The organism is Aeromicrobium sp. Leaf245, from assembly GCF_942548115.1.
Taxonomy (GTDB): domain Bacteria; phylum Actinomycetota; class Actinomycetes; order Propionibacteriales; family Nocardioidaceae; genus Aeromicrobium.
In genome coordinates, this window is record NZ_OW824151.1 from 1,462,739 (window position 1) to 1,477,658 (window position 14,920).

The 14,920-nt window shown below is 71.9% G+C and carries 11 protein-coding genes, 1 tRNA gene and 1 pseudogene; 7 read left to right on the top strand and 6 right to left on the bottom strand.

The features are described 5' to 3' along the window. Positions 1-29 precede the first annotated feature (29 nt). Complete coding sequence (locus tag NBW76_RS07260; RefSeq protein ID WP_056555146.1) at positions 30-1,106, bottom strand: alkene reductase; 1,077 nt, start codon at positions 1,104-1,106, stop codon at positions 30-32. A gap of 179 nt (positions 1,107-1,285) precedes the next feature. Between NBW76_RS07260 and NBW76_RS07265 the strand changes: the two genes are divergently transcribed. Beyond that, positions 1,286-1,359, top strand: a tRNA-Pro gene (locus tag NBW76_RS07265). Positions 1,360-1,384: 25 nt separating this feature from the next. Here NBW76_RS07265 and NBW76_RS07270 read toward each other — a convergent pair. The 3 genes and pseudogenes from NBW76_RS07270 to NBW76_RS07280 form a co-directional block, all read right to left on the bottom strand. Next, positions 1,385-3,223 carry a carboxypeptidase-like regulatory domain-containing protein gene (locus NBW76_RS07270; RefSeq protein WP_056555153.1) on the bottom strand — a complete coding sequence of 613 codons (1,839 nt, stop codon included), beginning with the start codon at positions 3,221-3,223 and terminating at the stop codon, positions 1,385-1,387. A 55-nt stretch (positions 3,224-3,278) separates the two neighbouring features. Further along, positions 3,279-4,001, bottom strand: a pseudogene (locus NBW76_RS07275) (NADPH-dependent F420 reductase); the annotation flags it as partial. Positions 4,002-4,114: 113 nt separating this feature from the next. Then, on the bottom strand, positions 4,115-5,080 hold the full coding sequence (locus NBW76_RS07280) for an MsnO8 family LLM class oxidoreductase (protein WP_056555161.1): 966 nt from the start codon (positions 5,078-5,080) through the stop codon (positions 4,115-4,117). A 165-nt stretch (positions 5,081-5,245) separates the two neighbouring features. On the opposite strand from NBW76_RS07280, the gene NBW76_RS07285 reads away from it, so the two are divergent. Then, on the top strand, positions 5,246-6,859 hold the full coding sequence (locus NBW76_RS07285) for an alkaline phosphatase (RefSeq protein WP_056555169.1): 1,614 nt from the start codon (positions 5,246-5,248) through the stop codon (positions 6,857-6,859). A 75-nt stretch (positions 6,860-6,934) separates the two neighbouring features. Here the strand turns inward: NBW76_RS07285 and NBW76_RS07290 are convergent, their stop codons facing one another. After that, on the bottom strand, positions 6,935-7,441 hold the full coding sequence (locus NBW76_RS07290; RefSeq protein WP_055965009.1) for a calcium-binding protein: 507 nt from the start codon (positions 7,439-7,441) through the stop codon (positions 6,935-6,937). 282 nt (positions 7,442-7,723) lie between these two features. On the opposite strand from NBW76_RS07290, the gene tig reads away from it, so the two are divergent. The 5 genes from tig (at position 7,724) to NBW76_RS07315 (ending at position 12,628) form a co-directional block, all read left to right on the top strand. Further along, positions 7,724-9,133, top strand: coding sequence for a trigger factor (gene tig, locus NBW76_RS07295; protein ID WP_056555172.1), 1,410 nt, complete (start codon positions 7,724-7,726; stop codon positions 9,131-9,133). Positions 9,134-9,282: 149 nt separating this feature from the next. Beyond that, entirely contained in the window at positions 9,283-10,539 is a 1,257-nt protein-coding gene (locus NBW76_RS07300) for a triacylglycerol lipase (RefSeq protein ID WP_056555175.1), read from the top strand. A 66-nt stretch (positions 10,540-10,605) separates the two neighbouring features. Next, positions 10,606-11,082, top strand: a complete 477-nt coding sequence (locus tag NBW76_RS07305; RefSeq protein ID WP_056555178.1) for an SRPBCC family protein — start codon at positions 10,606-10,608, stop codon at positions 11,080-11,082. Continuing rightward, a complete protein-coding gene (locus NBW76_RS07310) occupies positions 11,072-11,566 on the top strand; it encodes an SRPBCC family protein (RefSeq protein ID WP_056555179.1) in 495 nt (164 codons plus the stop codon). The genes NBW76_RS07305 and NBW76_RS07310 overlap by 11 nt, the downstream gene beginning before the upstream one ends. A gap of 174 nt (positions 11,567-11,740) precedes the next feature. Next, the gene (locus tag NBW76_RS07315; protein ID WP_055965020.1) at positions 11,741-12,628 is read left to right on the top strand and encodes a TIM barrel protein; all 888 of its coding nucleotides are present in this window, start codon (positions 11,741-11,743) and stop codon (positions 12,626-12,628) included. Positions 12,629-13,352: 724 nt separating this feature from the next. Here NBW76_RS07315 and NBW76_RS07320 read toward each other — a convergent pair. Next, a complete protein-coding gene (locus tag NBW76_RS07320; protein ID WP_055965023.1) occupies positions 13,353-14,846 on the bottom strand; it encodes a CoA-acylating methylmalonate-semialdehyde dehydrogenase in 1,494 nt (497 codons plus the stop codon). Between the last annotated feature and the right edge of the window lie 74 nt (positions 14,847-14,920).

Below are 14,920 nucleotides of genomic sequence, written 5' to 3' on the forward strand. Positions count from 1 at the left end.
GGGTCGGGGGCTCGTCGGAGCGCGTCGGTTCAGGCCGCGTCGCGCGTGGGGTAGTCGGTGTACCCCTCGGCGCCGCCACCGTAGAAGGTGTCCGGGTTCGGCTCGTTGAGCTCGTCGCCGTCGCGCCAGCGCTCGACGAGGTCGGGGTTGGCCAGGAACGGACGGCCCACGGCCACGAGGTCGGCGAGGTCGCCGTCGACGATGTGCTTGACCTCGTCGAGGTCCGTGACCTCGGTGAACCCGGTGTTCGCGATCACGACGCCACCGAAGTGGCTGCGCAGCTCGCGGAAGAGGTCGCTCCCGGGGTCGCCGAGGATGCTCAGGTAGGCCAGGCCCAGGTCGGCGATGCCGTCGACGAGCGCGAGGTAGGTGGCGCGCGTGTCGTCGGCGTCCTCCTCGAGCACGCCCTGGATGTTGTGGGCGGGCGAGATGCGCAGGCCGACCTTGTCGGCGCCGATGGCCTCGGCCACGGCCCGGACGACCTCGACTGTCAGGCGTGCGCGGTTCTCCGGGGTGCCGCCGTACTCGTCGCTGCGCTCGTTCGTGGACGGCGCGAGGAACTGGTGGAGCAGGTAGCCGTTGGCGCCGTGCACCTCCACGCCGTCGAGCCCGGCCTCCACGGCGTTGCGCGAGGCCCGGACGAACTCCTCGACGATGCCGGGGATCTCCGACGTCTCGAGGGCGCGGGGCTCCACGTGCGGCTTCTGTCCCTCGGCGGTCACCATCTGGTTCGGCGCGGCGATGGCGCTGGGCGCGACCGTCTCGAGGCCGTCCTTGTTGTCGGGGTGGGCGATGCGACCCACGTGCATGAGCTGCGCGACGACGCGACCGCCGTCGGCGTGCACGGCCTCGGCGACGCCGCGCCAGCCCTCGACCTGCTCGGCGGAGTGGAGGCCCGGGGTGGCGAGGTAGCCCTGGCCGACGGCCGACGGCTGCGTCCCCTCGGTGACGATCAGTCCGGCACCGGCGCGCTGGCCGTAGTACTCGGCGGCGAGGGCTCCGGGCACGCCTCCGGCCTCGGCGCGGTTGCGGGTCAGCGGCGCCATGACGAAGCGCTGCGGCAGCTCCCAGGCGCCGACGGTGATCGGGTCGAAGACGGTGGTCATGTCTCTCCTTCAGCTCGGGTGTCCCGGACGCTGTCCGGGTGGGGCCGCGGGCGGCCCATCTCCTTCACTGTTCAACCATCTGCACGATGACGCATTCCGAATCGCGGCGACTGTGGGGGGTCTCACCCGCTGGCGTAGGCTGACGTCCGCCGTCGCCGCTGGTGCGGGTCCGACGGCACCGGGATGTAGCGCAGCTTGGTAGCGCATCCGCTTTGGGAGCGGAGGGTCGCAGGTTCAAATCCTGTCATCCCGACCCTGCTCGACCGTGGGCGTGGCGGTCAGCGCACCCGTGTGCTCGTCCGTGCACCCTGTGACGTCGTCATCCCGTCCCGCGAGGGTCGGAAGCGGACCCAGTACGTCCGCTTCCCCTTCGGCTGGCGGGCGAGGGTCGTGGTCGCCCGACCGTCCACGACGCGGATCGTCCCGATGCGGTCCGAACCCTTCCTCGACCGGTAGAGGTCCAGTGAGCCGTCGACGTAGGCGGCGCTGACCTTCGCGACGCTCACCCTCGCCGACACCGCGACGCGACGGCCACCGCGCGGCGTCAGCGTGGCCTTCACGCTGCTGCGGGCCGACGTGACGTCGCGCGACGTGCTCCGCACGACTGCACGGGCGTATCCCGGACGCTGGACCGTCGCCTGCGCGACGACGTTGCGCCCGACGTCGGACGCGGTGGGCCGGTACCGGGCTCCGGTGGCGCCCTTGATCGCCTTCCCGTCGCGGAGCCACTGCCAGCTGGTGGTGCTCGGCGTGGGGGACAGCGTGCCGGTGCGGGCGGTGAGCAGCTCGTGAGCGACGGGCGCCGTCGTCGACGTGGTCGGTCTGCCGGTGAAGTACTCCGGATAACGGAGCATGACGTCCCTGACGGTTCGTGCCGTCGCCTCGACACCTCGACGTCGGGCCGTGACGATCACGTGGACCTGGTCCACCTCCGAGTCCATCGGGGGTGTGTAGGTCGGGCCGGTGGCGATCCGCGGCGGGGAGTCCTCCGGGCCGACGTACCAGTCGATCGAGGTGACCACGGCGTCGTCCTGCTTCAGGACGCCCGGATCGACGGTGATCGTCTGCCCCATCATGCCGAGGCGGTCGACCGGGACGAAGGATGGAGCCTCGGTCCACACCGGGCGGTGGTGCGCGTGGGTCGTGTCCACGACGGTGTCCCGGCGCAGCTCCACGACGGCGTCGCGCCTCTGGAACTCGACGCGGTCCTGCGGGTCGCGAAGCAAGACGTCGTAGGAGCCTGCACGCACCGGCCCGACGTCCCAGCTCCCGTCGGGCGCGGTCCGGACGACCCCCCTCAGGTGGTCGACCTCGACCTCGACTCCCGCGAGAGGCCGGCCGTCGGCGTCCCGCGCTGTCCCCGAGAGTGTCCCGTTCGGCGCCACGGCGATCGGGTCGACCGAGGTCACGCGGCCGGACGAGACGTCGATGCGTTCGGCCGACGCGAGGTCCGTCGCGCTGCCGGAGAACGTCTCGGCGTCGGGGCCTTGCCATGTGCCCCCGGTGGTGGTCGACCCGCCCGCGAAGACGCGCAGGACCGTCGGCGCGGACCCGAGCCCGCCCACGTCGTAGGAGCCGTCTGGAGCGAGGAGAGAGACACCGGCCGTCTGCCAGTGACCGGCGCGCTCTTGCAGCGCCTCGACCCCCGCGTTGGCCGGCAGCGGCGTCCGGTCCTCTCGCTTCGCGGTGCCGGTGACGTGGCCACCCGGCAGAGGCCGGAGAGAGGTCAGGTCGCGGGTCTGCCCGCCCACGATCGCGACCGCCGTCGCCTGCTCCGCGCGCTCCACCCCGGGGTAGAAGGTCGTGGTCAGGTCGGGTGCGTCGTGCCGGTGGAGGCTCGAGACGTTGCGCTGGAACGAGACGCGGTAGTCGCCCGGAGGCACGTCGAACTCGATGGTGTCCTCGAGGACCCGTGCGGTGTAGTCATTGCCCCACGTCCAGTCGACCCGGCGCCAGGCGTCGCCCTCGCGCTTCTCGACGAAGAGCTCGATCACCTCGGCGGGGGCACGCGCGATCACGAGCGTGCCGCGCGCGGTCGCCGCGGCCGGGGCAGCCAGGAGGGTGGTCCCGAGCACCGTCGCCAGCAGGACGGCGACGAGACGACGCGGGTGCTTCATGACCGAAATCTAGGACGTTCCCCCCGGTCTTGCCTGCCGAACGCCGAGGATGGCCTTACATGTCGCGGTAGCGCTGCGCCGCGTCGAGCTTCTCGCGGAGCAGGTCAGCGGTGACCTGGCGCGGCGGAGCGTCGACGTCGCCGGTCTCGGGGTCGATGTAGAGCCCGGCGTAGGCGGCGGTGTCGCGCTGGTAGCGCCAGCCCTCCGAGAGCGGGCCGACGTCGTACGCGTCGTAGCCGAGGGCGTCGAGGACCTCCGTGACCGTGCGCTTGGCGTCGTCGTGGTCCCCGGCGATGGCCAGGACGGAGCGCTCCGGGTCACCGCTGGGGCGCTGCAGCGTCCCGAGGTGCTTGAAGTAGATGTTGTTGAACGCCTTCACGACGTGCGACTCGGGCAGGTGCTCCTGCGTGAGCTCGCTCGTGGTGGTCGACTCGTCGTCGAGCCGCGCCACCTGGCCGTCGCGCTGCGGGTAGTAGTTGTTGGTGTCGATGACGACCTTGCCCCGCAACGGCTCGACGGGGACGTCGGACAGCGCCTTCAACGGCACCGTGACGACCGCGATGTCGGCGGCCTCCGCTGCCTCGAGGGGTGTGGCCGCGCGGGCGCGCGGCCCGAGGCGGTCGACGAGCTCGGTCAAGGTGTCGGGGCCGCGACGGTTGCTGAGCACGACGTCGTAGCCCGCGTCGACGGCCAGCTGTGCGACCGTGCTGCCGATGTGTCCGCTGCCGATGAGTCCGATGGTGGTCATGCACGGGTCAACACGACGGACCGACCGGGTGTTCCACCCCCATGCCCGACCCCCATCGGTGGATCCTCAACCGCAGGCGGACGTCTGCGGTTGACGATCCACCGATGCGGGCGCTGATGTTGCGGATCCACCGATGGGGGGAGTCAGACGAGGGCGCGGAGGGCGGTGTCGGCGGCGCGCAGGGCCTCGCGGTCCCACGTGGAGGTGGAGGCCAGCAGCTCGTCGGCTCCGGTGCGGTCGGCCAGGCGCTCGAGGGTGCGCCGCACGGTGGCCGCGTCCCCGGCGATCGCGCGGTCCAGCGACGTCTCCACCCGCCTGCGCACCTGGTCGGGCCAGTCCTGGGCGCGGATCGACGCGGGTGACTCCAGCGGTGGGAACTCGCCCGTCCGGCGCGAGACCGCCATGGCCCACGCCTCGGGCAGCGCCAGCTCGCGGGCCGTCTCGACGTCGTCGGCCACGTGCACGTCGGCCGACACCACGACCGACGGTCGGTCCTGCTCCGACGAGGGCACGAAGCTGCGACGGTAGCCCGCGAGGGCCTTCGGCAGCTCGTCGGACCACAGCACCGGTCCACCGACGACCACGGGCAGACCCAGCTCGGCGGCCAGGGCGATGCCCCGGCCGGTGGCGAGCAGGAACATCGGGACGGGGCCGCCCTGCGGCCGCACCGTCACCGTGCCCGCGCCGGTCAGGTGGTCGCGAAGCTCGCGCACGTCGTCGGCGAAGCGGTCCGGGGCGTCCGCGGCCTCCCGCAGGGCGGCACGGACGGGCGGGGTGAAGCCGGACGACCGGCCGAGCCCGACGTCGACGCGACCCGGGTTCAGCGCCTCGAGCATCCGCAGCTGCTCGGCCACCACGAACGGCTGGTGGTGGGGGAGCATGATGCCGCCCGACCCGATCCGGATGCGTGACGTCGCCGCCCCGATCGCCGCCATGAGCACGGGCGGTGACCCGCTGGCGATGCCGGGGACGCCGTGGTGCTCGGCCACCCAGAAGCGCTCGTAGCCGAGCTGCTCGGCCCAGACGGCACGTTCCACGCTTCCCGTCAGCCCCTCGCCGTCGGGGCGGCCGACGCGGGTCCGGGAGCGGTCGAGCAGCGAGAGCCTCACGTCGTCGTCAACACCGGAGGGGGCCGATGGCTTCCGCGGCCGGACCGTCTCCTGGTCGTCCCGCCCCGTTCACCGCGGCATCGCCGTCCCGTACCCCGCCCCTGCCTGACTGGAGGGGTGAGGACCGGGACACCCCGCCAGCCCCCCACCCGCCGCCGAGCCCCGATGAGCCGACGTGACCTCGTGGTCAGCGGTCTCGGACTCACCGTCGGCGCCGGGGTCGTCGCCTCCACCCTGCGGCCCTCGGCCGCGCCGGCCAGTCGGCACCAGCACTTCCAGCACGGACTGGCGTCCGGGGACCCGCTGCCCGACGGCTTCGTGCTGTGGACCCGCGTCTCGCCCGCGCCCGACGCCACGCCCGGCTCGGGACGCGGGGGACCGGCCGACGTGGCCTGGCAGGTGGCGCTCGACGACGGCTTCGCCGATGTGGTGGCGGAGGGCACGGCGAGCACCGACGCCGGACGAGATCACACCGTGAAGCTCGACGTCCGCGCGCTCCGACCCGCCACGACCTACTGGTACCGGTTCACCCACGGACCGGACACGGTCACCGGTCGCACCCGGACCGCCCCGGCCGTCGACGCGGCCGTGGACCGGCTCCGGCTCGGCGTGGTGTGCTGCGCCAACTGGCAGGCCGGCCACTTCGGCGCCTACCGCCACCTGCTCGACCACGACCTCGACGCCGTCGTGCACCTCGGCGACTACCTCTACGAGTACGAGCCCGGTCGCTACTCCCACGGAGCGGACTGGACCGACGTGAGACGCCACGACCCTCCGCACGAGACCGTCACGCTCGAGGACTACCGGCGCCGGCACGCGCAGTACAAGACCGACCCCGACCTGAGCCGCCTGCACGCCGCGCTGCCGATGATCGCCACGTGGGACGACCACGAGGTCGCGGACGGCTGGTTCCCCGAGGGTGCGTACGAGCACGACCCCGCGGCCGAGGGCCCCTGGACCCGCCGACGCGACGCCGCGCTGAGGGCCTACGACGAGTGGATGCCCGTGCGACTGTCGGGCACGGCGACGGTCGGCGACGGCACGACGATCCAGCGCCGCTTCCGCTTCGGCAGCCTCGTCGAGCTGACGATGCTCGACCTGCGCAGCCGCCGAGACGAGCGGGTCGAGCCGCGCGACGTCGCCCTCGCCGACGAGCGGCGCACGCTCACCGGCACGGACCAGGAGTCCTGGCTGGCGCAGGGGCTCGAGGCCTCGACCGCCCGGTGGAAGCTCGTCGGGAACCCGGTGATGGTGGCGCCGATGCTCATGCCGCCGCGGCCGCGCGGGGAGGAGCTGGCGCTGCGCGACACGACCGACCCCATGACCTGGGGCTCCCCGGAGCCGAACACCGACACGTGGGACGGCTATCCCGCCGAGCGTCGGCGGCTGCTGCAGGGTCTGGCCGACGCCGGCGTCGGCGACGTGGTGTTCCTCAGCGGCGACGTCCACACGGCGTGGGCCAACGAGGTGGAGCTCGACGGCCGGCCGGTGGCCACGGAGCTCGTGTGCAGCTCGATCACCAGCAACAACGTCGACGACTTCATGGGCACGGCGCCACGCACCGTCTCTCTAGCGATGGAGGAGGCGATCGGTGCGCTCAACCCGCACGTGCGGTTCGTCAACCTCGACGACCACGGCTACAGCGTGGTGGAGCTGACGCCCTCGGAGGCGAGGTGGGAGTGGCACGCCGTCAGCGACCGTCGCGATCCCGACGCGTCGTCGCGGTTGCTCGCCGCGCGTCGCGTCCGGTCGGGCTCCGCGCGCGTGCTCCCCGTCTGACGGCGACCCCACGGCGAGGACCACGCGTGAAGGGGCCGGGCCTCGGGAGCCCGACCCCTCCGCACCGCCTGGCGGTCAGTCGTCGTCGGGCTCGCTGCCCTGGTAGACGCGGTCGTCGCCCTTGCCGCCGCTCACGACGTCCTTCGCAGCTCCGCCCTCGACGAGGTCGTTGCCGTCCTGGCCGTAGACCTTGTCGCGGCTCGCGCCACCGTCGAGCTCGTCGCGCCCGGGACCACCGTGCAGACGGTCGTTGCCGGAGTCGCCGTCCACGTCGTCGTTGCCGTACCCGGCGTAGACCAGGTCGGCGCCCGTGCCGCCCTCGACCTCGTCGTTGCCGTAGCCGGAGCAGATGACGTCGTTGCCGCCGTTGCCGTCGATCTCGTCGCTGCCACCGAGGGACACGATCACGTCACGTCCGCGCGTCCCCTCGATCTCGTCGGCCCCGTTCGTGCCGACGATGGTGGCCTTGTAGCCGCCGCAGGAGTACGAGGACGCGGCCTGGGCGGGGGAGGTGACGACGAGGGCGAGCGGGACGACGCCGATGACGGCGGCCGCTGCTGCTGCGAAGGTGGTGCGCTTCATGGTGGTCCTCCAGGAGTGGGATGGGGTGGGGAGCGTCGCCGCTCGACTGCCCTCATCACAGCGACGCACCATGAGGCGGTGATGAGCCGGTCATGAGGGCTCTCTCATGAAGCCCCTGCGGTCGGGGGCAGTGCGGGTTCGCCCTGGACTGGTGGGCCGTGAGAGACTGGCCGGAGGTCCTGCCGCAGGCTCGGAGAGCCAGCGCGACCTCCCGTGCCCGCAGCACGTCACGTGCGGATGCGGCACGCACCCCGACCCCCATCACCGCAGGAGCAGCACGACGTGAAGAGCACCACCGAGTCCCTGAGCCCCACCCGCGTCAAGCTCACGATCGAGGTGCCGTTCGAGGAGTTCCAGCCCAGCCTCGACAAGGCCTACAAGACGATCGGCGCGCAGATCACCATCCCCGGCTTCCGCAAGGGCAAGGTGCCGGCGGCCATCGTCGACCAGCGGATCGGCCGCAGCGCCGTCCTCGACGAGGCCATCAACGGCGCACTGCCCGGCTGGTACAGCGAGGCGCTGCAGCAGGCCGAGATCCAGCCGCTGAGCCAGCCCGAGATCGACCTCACCAAGTTCTCCGACGGTGAGGACATCGAGATCACCGCCGAGCTCGACGTGCGCCCGACGATCGAGCTGCCCGACCTCGCCGCCATCGAGGTCCAGGTCGCCGACGCCGAGGTCACCGACGCCGACGTCGACGAGCAGATCGACGCCCTGCGCGACCGCTTCGCCGTCACGCTGGACGTCGACCGTGCGGCCGCCGACGGCGACGCCGTGACCATCGACCTCGTCGCGCGCGACAAGGACGGTGCCGACATCGAGGGCGCCGACGCCAAGGGCCTGCCCTACACGATCGGCTCGGGCACGCTGCTCGACGGCCTCGACGAGGCGCTCATCGGCCTCGAGAAGGGCGCGACGACGACGTTCTCCACCGAGCTGGTGGGCGGTGAGCTGAAGGGCACGCCGGTCGACGTCACCGTCACCCTCAACGACGTCAAGGAGCGCCAGGTCGCCGACCTGGACGAGGAGTTCGTCCAGACGGCGTCGGAGTTCGACACCGTCGATGAGCTCAAGGCCGACGTCCGCGAGCGTCTCGTGCGCGGCAAGCGCATGGAGCAGGCCGCGGAGGCCCGCGACCTCGTGCTCGAGGAGGTCGTCGGCACGGTCGAGGCGCCGCTGCCCGAGACCGTCGTCGCCGAGGAGCTCCAGGGCCGCCGCGAGCAGATCATGCAGCAGCTCTCGTACGCCGGCATCTCCTTCGACACCTACCTCGAGGACGAGGGCCAGACGGCCGAGGAGTTCGAGGCCGAGCTGGAGCGTCGGGTCCGCGACTCGATCGTCGCCCAGTTCGTGCTCGACCAGGTCGTCGCCGACTCCGAGATCGGCATCGAGAACGACGAGCTGACGCAGCACATCATGCGTCGCGCCCAGGAGTCGGGCGAGGACCCGAACTCCTACATCCAGCACATCATGGAGCACAACCACGTGCCCGAGATGGTGAGCGAGGTGCTGCGCGGCAAGGCGCTCGCCACCCTCATGCAGCAGGCCACGGTCAAGGACGCGTCCGGCACCGTGCTCGAGCTCGGCAAGCTGCGCGCCGACGGCTCGATCGCCGACGACGAGGTCGAGACGAACGACGAGTCCGCCGACGCCGCCGAGCCCGAGGTCTCCGAGGAGTCCGACAAGGCCTGACGCGACGTCGTCCGACGACGGCCCGGCGCCCCTGTGGGTGCCGGGCCGTCGTGCGTCCGGGTGGGTCGTCGAGGCCCCCGGCCGGGAAATCCCTGAGAACCTCGCCACCTCCGGTTCCCATCGTGTCTGGATACCGGCAGTATGTAGACATGCCCGGCACACCTGCACGCACCACCGACGTGGCAGCGCTCGCGCTCGACCACCTCGACCGGTTGGTCGTGGGCACGGTCCGCGAGGTGCACCAGGCGGCCGCGGCGCGGGCGTTCCGCGCCACGCGGGTCGTGGGCGGACGGGTCCCGGAGTCGTTGCACGACGCGGTCGTGACCTCGGTCTACGGCGCGGTGTCGGGCGTGCTGAGGGTCGGCAGCGGCACGGTGCGCGCGCTCTCCGCGCGGGGCGTGGGGTCGCCGGTCGAGTCCAGCCGGTTCGGCCGCAGCGTCGTCGCCGCCGTCAACGGGCTCATCGGCGACGAGCTGCGCATGCTCGACGACCCCCAGGCGATCGTCATGTCGGTGCGCGTCGACGGTGCGGACCTCCCGGTCACCGAGTGGCAGGTCGCCGAGGCCTTCCGGGGTGCCTCCAGCCACCTGGTGGTGTTCCTGCACGGTCTGTGCGAGGACGACGAGTCGTGGGACCTGGGCTCGAAGGCCAGCGGCTCCACCTACGCGTCGCGGCTCACCACCGAGACCGACGCGACGCCGGTCATGGTCCGGTACAACACCGGCCTGCACATCTCCGAGAACGGCAAGCACCTCGACGCACTGCTCACCCAGCTCGTCGACGTCTGGCCCACCGCCGTCTCGCGCATCACCCTGGTCGGCCACTCCATGGGTGGCCTGGTCGTGCGGGCCGCGACCAACCACGCCACCGCGGGCGGCAAGACGTGGCAGCACCTCGTGCGAGACGTCGTCTGCCTGGGCACGCCGCACGCCGGCGCCAACCTCGAGAAGGTCGCCCACCTCGGGTCGTCCGTGCTCCGGTTCCTGCCGGAGTCGCGTCCGTTCAGCACCATCCTCGACACCCGGTCCGCGGGCATCGTCGACCTGCGCCACGGCTACATCTCCGCCGACGAGTGGGAGGGTCAGGACCTCACCCGCGCCTGGGGCCTCGACCGCATCGCCGCGGCGCCGCTCCCGCACGCCGAGTACCACTTCGTGGCCGGCACGCTCGGTGCCACGCAGCGGCACGCCGTGAGCGCGGTGCTCGGAGACCTGCTGGTGCACTTCTCCTCGGCCACCGGTGTCGGACGCACCGGCCCGGTCGTCGAAGGCGCCCGTTTCGAGTACGTCCCGAGCGCCCACCACTTCGCCCTGCTGAACCACCCGACGGTCGGCGACTGGATCGTCGAGTGGGTGCGCGCCGGTCACCGTCCCGTGCGTGCCCTCTCCGCCTCCGGTCGCGCCTAGGCCCGGGCCCCTCGTCCCTCTTCGAACGACCCACCCCGCCCCCGCACCACCCTCTGGAGGACCACCGTGCCGAACCGCAGCCTGATCGAGGACTCCGTCGAGATCGACGCGACGCCCGCCGCCGTCTGGGCCGTCGTGTCCGACCTCAAGCGCATGGGGGAGTGGAGCCCGCAGTGCAAGAAGATGATCATCCGCGGAGGCGAGGTCAAGCAGGGCGCCCGCACCATCAACGTCAACCGCCAGGGCTGGAAGGTGTGGCCCACGCGCTCGTACGTGAAGGTCTTCGAGCCCGAGCGTGAGCTGGCGCTCAAGGTCGCCGAGAACGGCACGGTCTGGACGTACCGCCTGGAGGCGCTCGACGGTGGACGCACCCGGCTGACGGAGTCGCGCACCGCCCCGAACGGTGTCTCGAACCTCTCGAACCTGCTCACCAAGCACGTCCTCGGTGGCACCGACGCGTTCGAGACCGAGCTCGAGCAGGGCATCGCGCACACGCTCCAGCGGATCAAGTCCGAGGTCGAGCGGACCTCCCGTGCCGCCTGAGTTCCCGAGCCAGGGTCTGCCGCCCCTCGAGGCGGAGGTCGTCGTCGCCGCTCCGGTCGAGACGGTGTGGACCCTGCTCTCGGACCTGCGCTCGATGAGCGAGCGCAGTCCCGAGACCGTACGGATGTTCATCGCTGCTGCGCCGAAGGTCGGCTCGCGCGGCCTGAACGTCAACCGCAAGGGTGCCGTCGTCTGGCCCACGACGACCCGCATCACCCGGTGGAAGCCGCCGACCCACGACGGCTCGGCAGCCCTGGCGTTCCACGTGGGCCCGACCGACGTGGAGTGGTCCTACGAGCTGACGCCCGAGGGTGCCGTCACGCGCGTCGTCGAGCGTCGCACGGCCCTGCCGCGCGCAGGCCTGACCGTGCGGCTGGCGGGGAAGTGGTTCATGGGCGGCGCCGAGAACCACGACGTCGACCTGCTCGACGGCATGCACCGCACCCTCGAGGCCCTACGTCGCGACGCGGAGGCGCTGGGCTGATCGAGGCCCACTGACACCGATCCGCCCGGGTCGGTGTCAGTGGCATGGGCGTGCGAGGAAATCCACGTCAGTATGTCAGGACATGGGCTTGACGTAGGCCTGTGAGCGCGCCCACACTAGGGACGTCCCTCTTTGTCACGACAAATGACGCCCCTGTTGAAAGGACATCGCCCGATGTCGACCACCGCTTCCGTCCGCACGCGTGTCGCGGGCGCTCCCATCTCGTGGGGCGTCTGCGAGGTTCCCGGTTGGGGCCTGCAGCTGCCCGCCGACCGAGTCCTCGGCGAGATGCGCGAGCTGGGCCTGACCGCCACCGAGTTCGGTCCCGACGGCTTCCTGCCGGACGAGCCCGTCGAGAAGGCGGCCTTCCTCGAGCAGTACGGCCTCGCCGCCGTCGGCGGGTTCCTGCCCGTCGTGCTGTTCGACGCCGACCACGACCCGCTGCCCGAGGTCGACCGCTTCATCGACGCCTGTCTCGCGTCCGGTGCGGGCGTCGTGGTGCTGGCCGCGGCCACCGGCCAGGAGGGCTACGACGCACGTCCCGTGCTCGACGACGTGCAGTGGAAGACGCTGAACGCGAACCTCGACCGCATCGCCGACCACGCCGTCTCGCGCGGCGTCGTGGCCGTGATCCACCCGCACATGGGCACCATCGTCGAGAACGCCGCCGACGTGCAGCAGGTCCTCGACGGCTCGCACATCGGCCTGTGCGTCGACACCGGTCACCTGGCCGCCGCCGGCGCCGACCCCGTCGCCATCACCCTCGCCAACCTCGACCGCGTGGGCCACGTCCACCTCAAGGACGTCGATGCCGAGAAGGCCGCCCGCGTCGTGGCCGGCGAGGTCACCTTCTCCGACGCCGTCGCCGACGGCATGTGGCAGGTCCTGGGCCGCGGCTCGGTCGACGTCGCCGCCATGGTGAGCGCCCTCGAGGGTCACGGCTACACCGGCTGGTACGTGCTCGAGCAGGACCTCATGCTCACCGACGGCGAGCCCGAGGGCGAAGGTCCGGTCGCCGACGTGCGCCGCTGCCTCGCCTACGTGGAGGGCCTGCTGGCCTGACCCGCCCCGACCCCCTGACGGACGGGCCCCGCGCAGCTGCGCGGGGCCCGTCCGTCGTGGTGGGACCGCCGCGGCGGGGCCGGGGGACGCAAGATTCTGCCTTCGTGAGTGCGAGCCCGAACGATGCTGCGTTCGAGGCGGGATCCGGACACGAACGCAGCATCCTCGGGCGTTCCCTGGAGGAACGCAGAACCTTGCGTCGCTCGGCCGCACCCGGCGACCTCGGGCGCCCCGAGCGCGCGAGCGGTGGGACGCAGGATTCTGCCTTCGTGGGCGCGAGCCCGAACGATGCTGCGTTCGTGGCTGGATCCGGACACGAACGCAGAATCCTCGAGCCAACCGTGCACGAACGCAGAATCTTGCGTCGCCCGGCCGCACCCGGCGATCTCGGGGTGGCCCGGGCGCGTCCGCTCCGTCGAGGCCCTTTCGGAGACCAGGTCCGACGAGAGCCGCGGCGGCGCAGCACGACCCCGAGCGAGAGCCGCGGCGGCGCAGCACCACCCCAGGCGGGAGCAGCGGCAGCGCAGCACGACCCCGAGCGAGAACCGCGGCGGCGCATCCTCCGTCGAGCCGGCGCGAGCCCGGGAGGTGCTCCCACCACCGACGAAGGGCCCCGACCGTGAGGTCGGAGCCCTTCGCCGTGCGGTGGCAGCCGCAGGTCGGTGGAGCGTCAGGCGCGCCGTGTCGAGCGCTGTGTCAGGCGCGCGGTGTCACGCGTTCAGCGTCACGCGTTCTGGGGGAAGCCCAGGTTGATGCCCCCGTGGCTGGGGTCGAGCCAGCGCGACGTGACGACCTTGCCGCGGGTGAAGAAGTGCACGCCCTCGGTGCCGTGGGCGTGGGTGTCGCCGAACAGGCTGTTCTTCCAGCCGCCGAAGGAGTAGTACGCCATGGGCACGGGGACCGGCACGTTGATGCCGATCATGCCGACCTCGACCTCGTTCTGGAAGCGCCGGGCGGCGCCGCCGTCGTTGGTGAAGATCGCGGTCCCGTTGCCGTAGGGGTTGCTGTTGATGAGCTCCAGGGCCTCCTCGTAGGAGTCGACGCGCAGCACCGAGAGCACGGGGCCGAAGATCTCCTCGGTGTAGATGCTCATGTCGCGGCTCACGTGGTCGAACAGGGTGGGGCCGACGAAGAAGCCCTCACCGGCAGCGTCGACCTCGGGGTTGCGGCCGTCGACCACCAGCGTCGCGCCGGCGGCCTCGCCCGCGTCGACGAACCCGGCCACGCGGTCGCGTGACTGCGACGTGACGAGCGGGCCCATGTCGCAGCCGCGGGTGCCGTCACCGGTGCGCAGCGCCTCGGCGCGCTCCTTGACCTTCGCCACGAACGTGTCGGCGACGTCCCCGACCACCACGGCGGCGGAGATCGCCATGCAGCGCTCGCCCGCGGAGCCGAACCCGGCGTTGATGGCCTGGTCGGCGGCGAGGTCGAGGTCGGCGTCGGGCAGCACGATCATGTGGTTCTTCGCGCCGCCCAGGGCCTGGACCCGCTTGCCGTGCGCGGTGCCGGTCTCGTAGACGTACTGCGCGATGGGGGTGGAGCCGACGAACGAGACGCTCTTGATGTCGGGGCTGGTGAGCAGCCCGTCGACGGCGACCTTGTCGCCGTGCAGCACGTTGAACACGCCGTCGGGCAGACCGGCCTCCTTCCACAGCTCCGCCATCCAGACCGCGGCCGTCGGGACCTTCTCCGACGGCTTCAGCACGACGGTGTTGCCGGCGGCGATCGCGACGGGGAAGAACCACATCGGCACCATCGCCGGGAAGTTGAAGGGACTGATGATCGCGACCGGGCCGAGGGGCTGACGCACCGAGTGCACATCGACGTTGGTGGACGCGTTCTCGGTGAAGCCGCCCTTGAGCAGGTGCGGCATGCCGCACGCGAACTCCACGACCTCCTGGCCGCGGGCGACCTCGCCGGCGGCGTCGGAGAGCACCTTGCCGTGCTCGGAGGTGATGATCGCGGCCAGCTCGTCGGCGCGGGCGTTCAGCAGCTCACGGAACGCGAACATGACCTGGGTGCGGCGGGCCAGCGACGTGTCGCGCCAGGCCGGGAACGCTGCCTTCGCGGCGGCGACGGCTGCGGCGACGTCGTCCTCGGACGCGAACGACACGCTCGACGTGACCTCGCCCGTGGCGGGGTTGGTGACGTCGCCGAAGCGTCCGCTCGTGCCCTCGACGGGGGCGCCGTTGATCCAGTGGGTGACGGTGGTGGCCATGGTGGCTCTTCTCCTCGGTGGTGCAGGTGCTGGTGGGGTGGGGCGGTCGCCTCCGGCGGGGGTGCCGGGATGTG

Excerpts from the sequence above, each read along its gene's own strand:
- NBW76_RS07270 (WP_056555153.1), bottom strand. The coding sequence starts at position 3,223 with ATGAAGCACCCGCGTCGTCTCGTCGCCGTCCTGCTGGCGACGGTGCTC.
- NBW76_RS07315 (WP_055965020.1), top strand. The coding sequence starts at position 11,741 with ATGTCGACCACCGCTTCCGTCCGCACGCGTGTCGCGGGCGCTCCCATC.
- NBW76_RS07285 (WP_056555169.1), top strand. The coding sequence starts at position 5,246 with ATGAGCCGACGTGACCTCGTGGTCAGCGGTCTCGGACTCACCGTCGGC.
- NBW76_RS07260 (WP_056555146.1), bottom strand. The coding sequence starts at position 1,106 with ATGACCACCGTCTTCGACCCGATCACCGTCGGCGCCTGGGAGCTGCCG.
- NBW76_RS07320 (WP_055965023.1), bottom strand. The coding sequence starts at position 14,846 with ATGGCCACCACCGTCACCCACTGGATCAACGGCGCCCCCGTCGAGGGC.
- NBW76_RS07290 (WP_055965009.1), bottom strand. The coding sequence starts at position 7,441 with ATGAAGCGCACCACCTTCGCAGCAGCAGCGGCCGCCGTCATCGGCGTC.
- NBW76_RS07300 (WP_056555175.1), top strand. The coding sequence starts at position 9,283 with ATGCCCGGCACACCTGCACGCACCACCGACGTGGCAGCGCTCGCGCTC.